This window comes from Ruegeria sp. BG8 (assembly GCF_056538325.1).
This window is the reverse complement of the sequence record NZ_JBQFSZ010000015.1, coordinates 14,894-28,885: the sequence shown is the minus strand read 5'-3', so window position 1 is coordinate 28,885 and position 13,992 is coordinate 14,894. Positions and strand designations below refer to the sequence as shown.

Sequence of the window (13,992 nt, the reverse complement as noted above, 5' to 3'; positions counted from 1 at the left end):
ATGAACCGTGTGCTGGTCCTGTTGATCGCTGTCTTGATCTGTGCGGCGACAGGGTGGTTGATCTGGGATCGCACACGCGTGCCGCAAACTACTCCGATCGCGGATTTTTCGGCGCCTTTTGTTTTCGGCCGCTTTAGTGTTCCGCCGGATAACCCATTGACCGAGGAAAGCTTTGCGCTTGGTCGGCACCTGTTTTACGACCCGATTTTGTCGGGCAACAATCAGGTATCCTGCGCGACCTGCCACGTGCAGGCGCTTGCGTTCACAGATGGCCGGGCCAAGGCCCCGGCTTTGTCAGGCGGTGAGTTGGAATTCAGCTCGATGAGCTTAACAAACCTGCTTTGGGGGCAGGAAAGGTTCTTTTGGGACGGGCGTGCGACGTCACTGGAGCAACAGGCGCTAATGCCAATCCAGCACCCCGAGGAAATGGGACAGGACATCGACGCGCTGGTTGATGAGCTTTCCGCGTCGCGCATGTACCGAAGGATGTTTCGGGCCGCATATGGCGATGTCAGTGCTGATAACATAGCGCGGGCCCTGTCGAACTTTATGCGAATGCTGATCTCGGCTGATTCAAAATACGATCGGTTTCTACGCGGAGAAGCCCGCCTGACCCCGCAAGAAGAACATGGGCGTAAACTGTTTATGGCGCACCCCGACACCAAGGTTTCATTGCGTGGGGGCAATTGCATTGATTGCCACAGCCAGTTTCTGACTTCCGGATTTCGCGACGCTCTGGATGGCTTTTCAAACAACGGCCTCGACAGTGATGAAGACCTAGCGCCAGGTCTGATGGCTGTGACAGGCAACGCCGCGCACAAAGGGTTTTTCAAGGTGCCCAGCCTGCGCAACATCGCGGTAACCGGGCCCTATATGCATGACGGACGTTTCGAAACGCTCGAGGATGTCATGGCGCACTACAATGACGGCATCGTCGCCAGCGACACACTCAGCCCGCTGATCCTTGAGGCGGATAATGCGCCCGATACCCCAGACGGTACGATCGGATTGCGGATGACACCCGAGGAAATCACCGCGATCATCGCCTTTCTGCATACGCTGACGGACGAAACCTTTTTGACGGATCCAAAATTCTCTGATCCGTTCGACGGAGGCACATGATGCAACGACCTCAGATCATGACCGGAGTCGCCGTTGTTTTGACCGTTATCATCGGTGCCTGGGTCGCGATGGCTATGCGGGAAACAAAGCCCAAGACCGTGACGCTGATCTTCCATGCGGAAATGGACGACTCTCCATTGGTTTTCGACCAATTTGTTTATGAAAATCCCGGCGGGGAAGGGACATTCCGAATTCGCGATTTCCGTTTTTACGTCAGCAACTTGTCTCTGTCTGGCGGCAACGAAACTTATGCAGTACCGGACAGCTACCATCTTTTACGTTTTGATAATGCAGACGGGTCACATTCGGTCACTGTGCCGGACGTTCCGATACGGGCTGTAGAGGGATTACAGTTCTTGATTGGCGTAGACCCAAACGCCAATAGCTCTATCGAGGTGCGCGGAGACCTTGATCCCAACAGCCAGATGGCTTGGAATTGGGAAGTCGGCTATAAATTCGTCGTGTTCGAAGGTGCCTTACAAGTGGGGGATGTGGTATCCCCGCTTGTGTATCATGTCGGATTTTCTGAAAACGCCCGCGAAGTTTCTTTCACTTTGCCTGCTGAGGTATCAGAGGACGCCAACCCTGAAATCCATCTGAACGTTGATCTGTCCCAGCTGTTTTCCGGGCCCTATGATATCGACATGCAAAAACTGCCATCCGTTAAATTCGATCGCGACGACGCGCGTATGCTTGCCGACAATTATACGCAGATGATTTCACTCAAGAAATAACGGCTCCCTCGTGTTCAACGCGACGGTTTCGAGGCAACTTTTCGCGTTTCAAGGTCCACCAGCATGCCAATACGCAGTGCCGTACAAGGACAAAGTCAAACTTCCGCCCTTATTTCGTCAGATCAACCGCAAAATCACGGCTCACAAAGACGTTGTACACAGTCAGAGGGTCTTCGTGGTGAAGCGGGTCTTTAAACATCTCGATCAGGAAAAACGAAGACTGTATTCGATCGCGTTTCTGGCGTTTGCTGCGGGTTATGTCCTTTACGCTCATATTGACGCAACCCGCATGGGTTTGCCGCTGCCGGTTCTGACCGGTTTGATCTACATGGGAGCCATCGTGATCGCGACAGCGTTTACAAGCTATTTCCTGCCCGGTTTGACTCGCGTGACGGATGCCGTCGCCATCACCCGTCTTGGATTTGCATTGTGGATCGCCAGCACGCATAGCCACGACCTTGCGGCCTCACCAGTATTAGGCGCGACAATTGTTGTAGGTGGGGCGATGGTCTTGCTGCAGCTTTGCACGTGGTCACAGCTTGCAGCACAGAAACTGCCGCAAGCGCTTCCCAACTTCTTTATGCCTGGATTGACCCAACAGCGCCTAGCTGTTCAAACCGTCAGAGCGGTTTGAACAACACTTGGTTGATTTTGGACTGACGTTTCAGAACCGATAGGTGGCGCCGAAGACAGGTCCGGACTGATCGAACGAAAAGTCATTTCCGTCAATCTCATGGTCGAATGAGATATAGCGATAGCCAAACCGCAGAAGCCAACTGGTGTTGATCTCATAATCAGCAGTCAGCAAAACCTGCCAGGTCTCGCTACCGCTGCGAAATCCGCCATAGTCGAAAAACCCGGTTCCTGACCAACGTTCAGTCAACTGTGTCTGCGTGCGTATTCCGATCACCGGATCGGTCCAATTCTCGCTGATATTCACCGAGCGACCGGGGGCCGCTCCGGGGGTTACGGTCAGATCGGTTTCCGTTTTGAACCAGCGAAAGCCACCAGCCAGATCGACCTTGGATTTGTCGGTGGTTAATACACGATACCCGACATAGCCGCTAAAGAACTGTGTCGTCAGTGAGGTGTTTAGCTCAGCATTACCCGGTCCGGGGGCGTTATTGCTGAACGACAAGTCCGTGTAATTGTAATCAGCCAACAGGGACCATCGTCCGTTGCTTGCCGAAAACGCGCCCATAAAGGCCAGATCAAGGTTCTCCAGCGCGTCTGAAAAACTGAGCGTGCCTTCCAGTTCCCCAGCAGCGGTTTCTTGCGAAACGTTGGTTTCGGGCGTGAACAGGTAAATCGTAGCCTGATAAGACCAGTCCGATTGTTGGGCAGCAAGTGCGGTCGGAACACCGGCTGAAATGGCCGCACCCAACGCCGCGTTTATGATTTTTGAAAAGCGATGCATATCTTTGCTCCAAATTTTAATGCTTTGCATCAATGTCGGTTAAGCGACCGTTTCCGTTCCTAGTTCCCGATTGCGATTGATGCGATTGATGTCTGTGTCGGGGAAAAACTCGGACCAGACATGCCAAAAGACACCCGCCCGAAGGGTTTCAACCCGGCTTAGTCTGCCCTGATCCGACATGCCCCAAAAATCGCAACGGGATACGGGCTGACCGCTGTTATTATACCAGACACCAAGGCTTTCGTATCTTGGGTCAAGGCTTACGACGACGTCCCGGCCACCTACCTGGGCATTAACAAGCCAGTTGTTTGCAATAACGAAATCATCGGTCCAGCACGTCGCGTCCTTGCCGATTGTGATGCCCCAAACATAGGTCTTGTTGGGCAGCCGGGTGTCCGAACGCTCCATGTTATCCATGACGGGTGCGTCTTCCTGATGCTGTCGCGCAATGCCCCAGCCAAAGGTGATCTCGGTCACCAGATCCAGCAACCTCAGGACAGGGTTCGGCGAAGGTCTGTTCAGGAAAACCTCACCGTTGGGAAAGGCTTTTTGGAACCCGCGAAACGTCATCCGATATGTCGGCCACGGTTTCATCTGAGCCTCTGGCCGCAACGGGCAGGCAGCACCTTCTGCTGCGAGGTCCTGATCGGCTTCTCGAAACCCGTAGATATGCTGGATTGGTTCCCGGCTTTCGTTGTCTCGCAGGATCAGGTTGTTTCCATGCTGGGCCAGAACCTCAAGGTCCAGCCGTTTTCCCTCGATCCGGGGGGCATATCCCTGTCCAAGATTGGCCATCGCGCAATAGGTCATCACGATGTCTTCTCCGCCCAGCCCATCCGAGTCACCTGCCAAATGTGGGCGCATGATCTGAGCGTCCGGATGCGCGCGGGCATGCCCGTTGTTTTCGATCACGATTACTGGCGCTGTGGGCCCCACATATTTGCGCGCTTCGTCGATTGGGAAAAAAGCGGCGCTGTTGAGCTGGTTGCGAAGCCCCAAATGCACCCAAACATACGGAAACCCATAAAGAACAAGCGTGAGCAACGCACTGATAAACCAAATCCAGAATGGACCGCCGCCCAGAAATAAGAACGACAGCGTCGCAACAGCGAACCCACCCAAGCCGATGGCGATCAACCGGTATTCATGTCGAATGAAACGCACCATGTTCTGGCGCTTTACCTTCAGCAGCATTTGAGACACGTCGCCCAAATCCCTGAAATAGACAAAGCCGATCCCAAGCGACACGATCAGTCCAAGTGCAAAAAGAATACTTCCGGTCATTTATGTATCCTGTGTCAACGGCATTGCGGTCGTTCGTCAGAACCGGGACCGGCGCTGGCGGAGGGAACTCAAAGAGCCCTCCCTTGTTTTTCGACAGTCTGAAAAGACCGTTCCAGGCGCATTTCACATTGAAACATCGCGATGTGAATTGAGCAAGTCTTTTAACGGAAAGAACATTTTGGACTATGAGGCGCTGTTTTGCGGATCTGGCGCAAAAATCGTCGGAATAATCCATAGGTTGAGTGCTGGTTCGTTCATAATTAGTGAACAACGCGCCGATCCCATTGAAATTATCCCCGCTATGTCGTCAAAAACCGGGATAATCCTGCCAAAACCTACGCGTTCACATTGGGTTAAAGCAGCGCTAGATATTTTGTATTTGTGGTTAAAGTAACGAGTTGAATATGTTGAAGCAGATCATGAGAGAGCCGTTTCCATCATCCCTGAAAACTGCGATCGCAGTGCGTATCGGGAACGGCTCTCCCAAATCCAAAAAAGACGCGCTGGAAATGATCGCTCCGCTAGTTATTTGCGTAGGGTTGTTGGCGTATTACCTGCATAAAGCATCTGTAGAAAGCTACGTCTCTGTCTTGATGTAAGCACTGTAAACGTAATTATTTACAATCGCTTAACGCCCTTTCTGTTCTGAGTAATAGCCCGTTTTCTGGGATCACCGCGCAATCTTGCCCGTGATCCCAACACACCAGACACCTCACCTTCGACTAAAGTCAAACGTGTCGGCAAAATGGCACGCAACAAAGTGCTCTTTGTCCACCTCACGCCACTCTGGCACTTCGGCTTTGCAACGGTCTTTTGCAAAAGGGCAACGTGTGTGAAAGCGACACCCAGATGGGGCGTCCAACGGGTTTGGAATTTCACCTTGCAGGCGGATCGGTTCAAAACTGGCATCAGGGTCAGCAGTTGGAATAGCGCTGAGCAATGCGTGGGTGTATGGATGCTTAGGGTTGAAAAACAGCTTTTCTGTTGGGGCGTATTCGACGAATTTCCCTACATATAGCACGGCAACCCGATGCGACATCTGCGCGACGACACTCAGATCATGGGCAATGAACAAAAAGGACACGCCCATCTCTTCTTGGAGGTCCTTCAGCAAATTGACGATTTCTGCCTGAATCGAAACATCCAATGCAGAAACGCTTTCATCACACACGACGAATTTCGGTTTTGATACCAAAGCCCGGGCGATGCAGATACGCTGGCGCTGCCCGCCGGAAAACGCATGCGGGAACCGCCGCAGATGTTCCAGGTTTAGCTTACAACGCGCGGCGATCTCGCGCACACGCGCATCAATCTTTTCCCGATTCTTGAATTTACCGGACGCAACCAAAGGTTCGGCGATAATGTCGCGCACCGTCATACGCGGATTCAGCGATGAGTAGGGGTCTTGAAAAACAAGGCTCATCTCTGGCCTGAAAGCGCGCAGCACGTCACCTGCCAATGTATGCACCTGGATCCCACCTTCGCTGAAGGCCATGTTCATCTTGGAACGGACCTTGCGCAGCTCGGCCTCGGACGCATGGGCCAGATCAATGTCGCCCTTTTTCTTACGATGGAAAATCACCTCGCCATCGGTCGGGTCAATCGCCCGCAGGATCGCGCGCCCGACGGTGGTTTTACCGGATCCGGATTCGCCAACCAGACCAACGGTTTCGCCGCGTTTGATGTCAAAGGTTACGCCATCCACTGCACGCAGCATCTGGACTTGGGTCTTGAACATCTTGCGGGTCTTGATCGGGAAATGAACCGAAAGGTCCTTTACTTCGATCAGGGTGTCGTCTTTCGGGGTCATGCCGCGCTCCGATCTTTTTGGTCGTGCAGCCAGCAACGGACAGAGCGGCCGGGCAGTGGTGTCGTTTCAGCAGGTTCACGCACGTCGCATGTGCCGGCGATGCTATGCGCGCAGCGAGTGTGAAAGGGGCATCCGGTAGGGCGTGCTGTCGGACTTGGAATGTCGCCCGGAACTGGCTTCAACCGATCGTGCAGGTGGTCGACGCTTGGGATCGCGTCAAGCAGACCCTGTGTGTAGGGATGTTGCGGGTTGCGGATAACGTCGCGTGCTGGTCCACGTTCGACAATGGTGCCCAAGTACATGACGGCCACATCGTCCGCAATTTGTGCGATCACACCAAGATCATGGGTGATAAAGATCATGCCCATACCTAAATCGCGCTGCAGATCACGCATCAAATCAAGCACTTGCGCCTGAATTGTTACGTCCAGAGCAGTGGTTGGTTCGTCCGCGATCAACAGGGCAGGGCCTGCGGACAAAGTGAGTGCAATCATCGCGCGCTGGCGCATTCCCCCTGACAATTCGTGCGGATACTGGTCGACGCGCGCAGCTGCGTTGGAAATGCCCACTTTGTTCAGCATTTCGATCGCGTATTCCCGTGCCTCGCGTTTTTTGAGGCCACGGTGCAGCATGATGGCCTCCATCATCTGGTTGCCAATCGTGTATACCGGCGAAAAGCTGGCCATCGGTTCCTGAAAGATCATCCCGATCTCACCACCCCGGATACGCCGAAGCTCTTTGCTGCCGGGTTTGAGATTGCCCAAGGTGATCTCTTTCCCGTTCTTGTCGGTATAGGTCAATCGCGTGTCATGACCCAGCGAAGCATTGCCAGGCAGCAATTGCATCAGGGCTTTGGTCGATATGGATTTACCTGAACCGGATTCACCCACTAGGCCGAGTGTCTTACCGGCCTCGACGCCGAAGGACACACCCTGAACGGGGGTAATGACACCTTCGCCTGTATTGAATGAGATCGACAGGTTTTCCACGCTTAACATCTTCGACATGTCAGTTCGCCTCCGAATAGGGATCAGCCGCATCACGCAGGCCATCGCCAATGACGGTGAAGGCGAGAACGGCGACCACAACGAAAATTGCGGGAATAAACAGCCAGGGCGTCTGCTCGATGGCGCGGACGGATTGTGCCTGTTGCAGCAGAACGCCCCATGACACCGATGGCGGGCGCAGGCCGAGGCCTACGAAAGACAGGGCCGTTTCCGACAGGATCATGTAGGGGAAGCTGATCACAAGATCGACGATGATAAAGCTTGTAAAGCTTGGCAGCATATGCTGCGCGATGATCCGGCGCGGGCGTGCGCCTGCCAGCCGCGCTGCAACCACATAGTCTTCGTGCCGGATCGACAGCAGCTGTGACCGTATTCGCCGCGCCAGCGTGGGCCAGCCAAACAGGCCAAGGATAAGCGTCATCGCGAAATAGACCTGCGTGGTCGACCATTCCTTGGGCATGGCGGCGGCTAAACCCATATAGAGCGGGATGATGGGTACAACGCGGATCACCTCGGTTACGCGCTGTATGACATTGTCGATCATGCCACTGAAATACCCGGCAACACCGCCAATAATCAGCGCCAGAACGAAAGAAATCATAACCCCGATAACCCCAATCGATAGCGAGGTGCGCGTGGCATAGATGGTGCGACTGAACACGTCGCGTCCCAAATCGTCGGTGCCCCAGAAGTGGATTTTCTGGTCCACATCGGGGCTGAGCCCGACCAAATGCCGGTCAATTGGGATAAAGCCCAACAGTTTTACGGGCTCTCCCTTGACGAAGAATTTGATGTAGTGGCGCACTTCGGGGTCCGGCACCGAGATCGCGCGCAGGGTGACAGGGTCACGTTCGGTTTTTGTGCCATTCACGAAGGGAAAAGCCGAACATCCTTGCGCATCACAGAAGCGCGGTACTTGTGGCGCGCCTTCGATATAGTTCGTGTCTCGGGTCACTGGACCATAGGGCGCAACGAATTCGGCAAAGATACCAGCCAGCGCCATCAGGCCCAAAAGCGAAGCCGCGATCATGGCTGCACGGTGGCGACGGAAGCGCCACCAGATCAGCGTCCACTGTGAGGCTGAATAGTACTTTAGCCGCGCTTCTTCGGCCTTGGAATCCACTTGGTGAGTTGCATCTGTCATGGATCAGGCCCCCAGTTTGATGCGCGGGTCCAGCCACGCCAGCAAAAGGTCGGAAATGAAGTTCATGAACACAATTGCAAAGGTCAGCATCAGCAAGATCGCCCCGGCTACGTTCATGTCGAGGTCCAGATAGGCGCGCAGCAACAGCTCTCCCAGCTCGGTCAGGCCGAGCACGACAGCGACGATTGGCAACTCGGAAAAGATACGGTTGACGTCAAACCCGATGGTCGAGACGACGGGGTTGATTGCCAGTCGCGTCGGGTATTTGATCAGCAACTTCATCTCGGGTACACCGCGGGCGCGGGCGGCGGTGACGGAAAGCTTATTCAGCTCATCCGACATAGTGGCACGAACCGTCTGGATCTGGATCGCGACGGCTGACCATGCCAGGACGACTGCGGGCAGCCAAAGGTGTTTGAGCATGTCCCAGAACTTGGCCATCGACCAGGGCGCGTCACGGTACTGATCTGAAAACAACCCACCGATATCGGCGCCGAACCAGCGGTTCGCGAAATACAGCATGACCAAGGCCATCAGGAAATTCGGCAATGCGAGACCCAGGTATGAAAACACGGTCAGCCCATAATCGACTGCTGACCCACGTCGTACCGCAGCAAAGATGCCGATGGGGATCGATACGATGTAGGTCAGCAGCAAGGTTGAGAACAAGATACCGGCGGTCAGCCAAACCTTGTCCCCGATCACTTTGGTCACCGAAGTTTCAAAAGCGAAAGCCTGTCCAAAATCCCAATGCAGAACGATGCCGCCGATCCAGTCGAAGTAGCGCAGCAACATGGGTTTATCCAAACCCAGATCGCGCCGAATGGCCTCGATATCCGCTTCGGTAACATTCACCCCCGTTCCCGAGTATTTGCGGAAAGCATAGCGATCTGCGTAATCGCCTGGTGGCAATTCCATGATCAGGAAGACCATTACCGATACCAACAGCATCGTGACGATCATTCCGATGAAACGCTCGAGAGTGAATCTTAGCAAAACGGTGTCCCCCATCAGGCCCCTCAGGGCCGAAACCGGAACGCAGACGGGCTGCGTTCCGGCATCAATTTCAGGCTGTTGCCTTTGTTATTGTTCCAGCCACCACTGCGACGGGCGGTATGGATAGGTCCAGTAGAAGTCGTAGGTCTTCGACTTGATCGGCTTCACGTTCTGGAGGTCGTTGCGATACAGGAACGGGGCCACAATGTCGCCAACGGTGCCGATTTTCAGCATGTTGTCGGTGTGGATCTTGACGATCTCTTCGCCCAACTGGTTGCTTTCATCGGTACCCATTTCGACCTGGATGAACTTTTCGCTCAGGTCCCACAGCTTCTTGATGTCAGCTGGCGGCTCGATGCCTTCGCTGCCACCGCTGGTTTTCCACGCGGCCCAGCCAAACCCGGTGCCGGGGTTGAAGTAGTCACCAAAGGGCGGAACGAAAACGGTCACGTCCTGGCTGATGGTCGGGCCGGCATTGCCGTCATATTTCCATACGGTCAGGTCCAGATCGTTGTTGTTGCCCGAGGCGCGGTATTCGTCCGAGGTAACCTCTTTCAGGTCAACGCGCACGCCGACCGCCGACCAGTAGTCGCGCACCAGTTCCTGCATCTTCACCGGAGCACCCTGCGACGAGTAGACCAGACGCACAACCAGCGGCTTGCCATCGGGGCGTTCCAGCGTGCCGTCTCCATCCGCGTCGGTCAGGCCCATCTCGGCCAACAGCGCCTTGGCGGCTGCGGGATCATAGGCGATGTCGCGGTTCAGAACTTCGTCCGAGACAAAGGACACAGTTTTGGGTTCCGCAGGCACACCCTGCATCGGGGTGCCCTGACCCAGATAGACAATCTCGTTGATCTCGTCGCGGTTCATCGCCATCGACATGGCGCGGTTAAAGCGAACGTCGTTGAAGATTTCGCGCAGAACCGGGTCCTGATGGGTGCGGTTGAACGAATAGAATACGTTCTCACCAAAGGTGGGGGCAAAGTTGATGGTGTAACCACCATTGCCTTCGTTTTCCTTTAGCAGCGGGAAGTCTTCGAGGAAGACAGCCTGCTGTTTCCAGACAACGTCGCCGTTCATGATCTTGAGGTTCTGCACCTCTTTGTCGCCCACATAGGTCTCAACGATTTCGTTGATATAGGGCAGCTGGTTACCTGCGGTGTCGACCTGGTGGAAATATGGGTTGGCCACCAATTTACGGCCTTCGGCTGTTTCTTCGACAACGATATAGCTTTCCAGCGTCGGCACGACGGCGCGACCGATCTTGGCAGCTTTTTCAGCGTCTTTCAGCAGCGGGCTGGGCACGTCTTTCCAGTCGGAACCACCATAGTAGAAATCAACCGCGGCAGCAGCGTTTTCAAAGCCGTATTCCTGCGCCAGCGATTCTGCGTTCTCGTTGTGCTTGGGCATGAACTGGCCCAGGAAGTGCTTGGGCTGGAACGGCTGACCGTAGTCGACGGCAAAGCGATTCAGAATGCCAGGTGTCGGAACAGGGAAGGTGAATTTGACGGTGGTGTCGTCGACAGCCTCTACCTGAGCCTGCTCGCCCGCGAACAGCCAACGATCTGGTGTTTTGTCATAAACGTCGGGGTTGTAGATGACGTCGTTCAGCCAGAACTCGACATCGCTTGCAGTGAAAGGCGCGCCATCGGACCATTTGTGACCTTCACGCAGCACGATTGTCAGCTGAGTGTAGTCGTCATTCCACGACCATGCTTTGGCGATGTTGGGAACGACAGTCTGCAGGTCATCGGCGTAACGCACGAAGTTCACGTGACGCACCGACAAAAGGTCCGAGGTGCCCGATTCCGTGCCTTTGGACAGGCCGGTGATGGTGCCGCCATACTGACCAATGGTGTCGTAAGGCATAACAACAAGCGGCTCAGTAGGCAGGCGGTCTGCCACAGGAGCCAGATCAGCGTTGCCCAGGATGCGCGCGTTCAGATCAGCGATCGATGGGTTTTCTGCAAAACCCAGTTCGCATGATGCTGCGTTCTGCAGTTCAGCCAGTTCCAACTGTTGTGGGAATACAGGCTCCAGACCCATTGGGTCGGCGACGGTTGCAATGGGGCAAGCGGCCAGAGCGGGTGTTCCCAGTGCGGCCAATGCGGTGAAAGAAAGAAGAGAGGTGCGAAGCTTCATAGCCATCCCTGCGTTTGTGTGACGAGAGAGCGCTAGTGCTGGAAGTTAACAAAATTATGATGGTTATTTATAAATAGGAAAAAGCTATGATGCATCCGCTGACATGAAAGCATCACAATCCCGCATTTCTTCTGCGATCTTGAAAAAATTCGACACAGCGGATGTGTGGCGCATTGCTGGTAAACAGGCCAGAAAATGATGCGCTTTCAGGTTTCTGTCCTGAACGGGCACGAATTTAACGCCCGGCTCATCTTTGCATTCCTGAGCGAAAGCAACGCCGACGCCGACGCCCGATGTGACTAGCGTCCGAATGGATCCCCAGGAGCCAAGACCCAGAATCGTTGTGAGGTTTACCCGAGACACTCGGGCCGCTGCGTCGAAAATCTGGCGTGTGGAAGAACTGGGTTCACGCTGAATCAGTTTTAGCTGTGCAACATCGGCCCAGGTCACCTTGGCCGAGTCGGCCAGTGGATGATCATGGGGTAGAACTAGGCCAATTTGGGTTTCAGATATTTTGGTTCCCGCCAGATCGGGTGGCAGTTCTTTGGCCGTGATCAACCCAACATCGAATTCGCCCGTGTAAAGCAAAGGCATTAGATCATGAGATGCCAACGTGCGTGCTGTCACTTCGACCGAGGGAAAGGATCGTACGAACTCGGATATCAGCGGCATCGCGATCTGATATGTGGAATAGCCAATCTGAAAGTTCCCGGAATGCAGGTTTCGTGCGGCAGACAGCTGATCGTCAATGTCGTTGCGCAGGGCAATCAGGGCTTTAATGTCGCCCCGAATCTTATTCAAAAGGTCCGTGGACGTAATAACTGAACCAGAGCGATCTAGTAATCGGCACTGATATTGCTGTTCCAGGGAATTGACCAGATTGGATACTGTGGGTTGAGATACGCCAAGCTCTTTTGCGGCCTGGGTAAAGCTGCCTAAACGCACAACGGTTTCAAGGGCCTGTAATTGTTTGAGGCTGATCTTAGATCTCATGCATCTGTCCGCTATAGTCTGTCCCTGGCGTCTTAAGATGGTAAGACGTTTGATGGGATCTGCGCCCGTCTCTCACTAATCCTCTGCGAAGCGTGGATTTTCAACGGTTTTTTGAAACTTGGGGACGGTAAGCTGTCTTTCCTGCGCAAGTCGCGGTTTCTTGTCGTGGGCCGTCCGTCAATCGACTGAGTTTGAGGGGTCTTCCATACTCTGTAGCGGCAGCAGGTTTTCCTGAATCAGGATTTCGATGCGGATTTGTTCCTGCGTCTTCATGATTTTTCTTTTGTCACACCGTGCCCGCAAAAGCCGGACTGAACTGCGCACCAGGTGACCCGGGTTCTGTGCGATGACGGCATCCAATTCGCCGTCCAGTAACCCCTGACGCGTGCGTCGCGTCAATTCGTGGGCAACGACGGTCAGCGCCTTGGGATCTGTCTTTTGACATAGCGCATCGAGCGGCGTCCGCGCTTCTGAGCTCATGATATAGGCGGCAACGATGCCCGAGTTGTTTTTTAGCGTATTCGCGATGATCTCATGGGCGCGAGCCTCATCCCCGTGCGTTTCAAGCGAGGGCAGGGCAGTCAGGTTAGGGTAGTCCTGTGTCAGCACCTGATCAAAGCCGCGACGTCGTTCAAGGCTATCACGGGCGTTCATCGTTTCAGACACAACGACGATCTTACCCTCGCGTCCACAAATGAAACGGCCCAAAAGCCGGGCTGCGGTCGCGCCTGCGGCGTGGTTGTCAATCCCGACGAAATCCGTATCGCGCTGACCGGAAATCAGATTAACCACCTGAACGCCTTTTTCCTGTAGCCGAACAGTTGCGTCGCGTACCTGCGGAGATTCCGGGGCCATGAGGGCAACACCGTCAACCTCTTCGGGCCGGACCTTCAAAAGGGTCTGCGCAATCAGGTGGGGGTCTGCCTGAGAGATTTCGCGATGCGATACTTCCAGCCCCTCGGCGGAAAGGCCCATATTGGTCTCAGAAATACGGTCGCGCAGTTCCGCGATGAACAGGTCACCGCGTCGGGGCAGCAAAAACTGAAACCTGTAATGTTTGCTCTTGGCTAGATTGGCGGCCGAAAGATTGCGGACGAAACCGATCTCCTCAATCGCCTTGTTGACGGCTTCGACCGTCTTTTTTCGAACGCCGGGCCGTTCGTTCAAAACGCGATCAACCGTAGCCAGGCTAACGCCTGCGGCTTTTGCCAGATCTTTGGTTGTAGGTCGCATGGCGTGTTCTTCACTCGAAAATCCAAGGAAATATTTGCTGAAACAAAAGGCGCATGCAAGCGAAATGAGGTACGTGCCTCAAAAAAGTCTTGATCTGAGGTACGTACCTC

13 protein-coding genes are annotated in these 13,992 nt (G+C 54.4%); 4 read left to right on the top strand and 9 right to left on the bottom strand.

The window, feature by feature from the left end:
- From ACR0DG_RS20275 to ACR0DG_RS20265, 3 genes are all read left to right on the top strand, one after another.
- Entirely contained in the window at positions 1-1,122 is a 1,122-nt protein-coding gene (locus tag ACR0DG_RS20275) for a cytochrome-c peroxidase (protein ID WP_480700173.1), read from the top strand.
- Positions 1,122-1,856 carry an MbnP family protein gene (locus tag ACR0DG_RS20270; protein WP_480707305.1) on the top strand — a complete coding sequence of 245 codons (735 nt, stop codon included), beginning with the start codon at positions 1,122-1,124 and terminating at the stop codon, positions 1,854-1,856. The genes ACR0DG_RS20275 and ACR0DG_RS20270 overlap by 1 nt, the downstream gene beginning before the upstream one ends.
- A 178-nt stretch (positions 1,857-2,034) precedes the next feature.
- On the top strand, positions 2,035-2,490 hold the full coding sequence (locus ACR0DG_RS20265; RefSeq protein WP_480700171.1) for a hypothetical protein: 456 nt from the start codon (positions 2,035-2,037) through the stop codon (positions 2,488-2,490).
- Between the two features lie 30 nt (positions 2,491-2,520).
- Here ACR0DG_RS20265 and ACR0DG_RS20260 read toward each other — a convergent pair whose 3' ends face one another.
- Both ACR0DG_RS20260 and ACR0DG_RS20255 read right to left on the bottom strand, forming a co-directional pair.
- Positions 2,521-3,273 (bottom strand): porin family protein, encoded by a 753-nt coding sequence (locus tag ACR0DG_RS20260; RefSeq protein ID WP_480700170.1) that lies wholly within the window; start codon positions 3,271-3,273, stop codon positions 2,521-2,523.
- A 39-nt stretch (positions 3,274-3,312) separates the two neighbouring features.
- A complete protein-coding gene (locus ACR0DG_RS20255) occupies positions 3,313-4,557 on the bottom strand; it encodes a DUF3179 domain-containing (seleno)protein (protein ID WP_480700169.1) in 1,245 nt (414 codons plus the stop codon).
- Between the two features lie 419 nt (positions 4,558-4,976).
- Here ACR0DG_RS20255 and ACR0DG_RS20250 point away from each other — a divergent pair, with 419 nt between their 5' ends.
- The gene (locus ACR0DG_RS20250) at positions 4,977-5,156 is read left to right on the top strand and encodes a hypothetical protein (protein ID WP_480700168.1); all 180 of its coding nucleotides are present in this window, start codon (positions 4,977-4,979) and stop codon (positions 5,154-5,156) included.
- 113 nt (positions 5,157-5,269) lie between these two features.
- Here the strand turns inward: ACR0DG_RS20250 and ACR0DG_RS20245 are convergent, their stop codons facing one another.
- The 7 genes from ACR0DG_RS20245 to ACR0DG_RS20215 form a co-directional block, all read right to left on the bottom strand.
- On the bottom strand, positions 5,270-6,367 hold the full coding sequence (locus ACR0DG_RS20245; RefSeq protein WP_480700167.1) for an ABC transporter ATP-binding protein: 1,098 nt from the start codon (positions 6,365-6,367) through the stop codon (positions 5,270-5,272).
- Complete coding sequence (locus ACR0DG_RS20240) at positions 6,364-7,374, bottom strand: ABC transporter ATP-binding protein (RefSeq protein WP_480700166.1); 1,011 nt, start codon at positions 7,372-7,374, stop codon at positions 6,364-6,366. The genes ACR0DG_RS20245 and ACR0DG_RS20240 overlap by 4 nt, the downstream gene beginning before the upstream one ends.
- A 1-nt stretch (position 7,375) precedes the next feature.
- Positions 7,376-8,518: an ABC transporter permease gene (locus tag ACR0DG_RS20235; protein WP_480700165.1), complete on the bottom strand. Its 1,143-nt coding sequence runs from the start codon at positions 8,516-8,518 to the stop codon at positions 7,376-7,378.
- A 3-nt stretch (positions 8,519-8,521) separates the two neighbouring features.
- Entirely contained in the window at positions 8,522-9,529 is a 1,008-nt protein-coding gene (locus ACR0DG_RS20230; RefSeq protein WP_480700164.1) for an ABC transporter permease, read from the bottom strand.
- Between the two features lie 72 nt (positions 9,530-9,601).
- Positions 9,602-11,656 carry an ABC transporter substrate-binding protein gene (locus ACR0DG_RS20225; RefSeq protein ID WP_480700163.1) on the bottom strand — a complete coding sequence of 685 codons (2,055 nt, stop codon included), beginning with the start codon at positions 11,654-11,656 and terminating at the stop codon, positions 9,602-9,604.
- 84 nt (positions 11,657-11,740) lie between these two features.
- Positions 11,741-12,649, bottom strand: coding sequence for a LysR substrate-binding domain-containing protein (locus ACR0DG_RS20220; RefSeq protein WP_480700162.1), 909 nt, complete (start codon positions 12,647-12,649; stop codon positions 11,741-11,743).
- A gap of 177 nt (positions 12,650-12,826) precedes the next feature.
- Positions 12,827-13,882 (bottom strand): LacI family DNA-binding transcriptional regulator, encoded by a 1,056-nt coding sequence (locus ACR0DG_RS20215; protein WP_480700161.1) that lies wholly within the window; start codon positions 13,880-13,882, stop codon positions 12,827-12,829.
- Between the last annotated feature and the right edge of the window lie 110 nt (positions 13,883-13,992).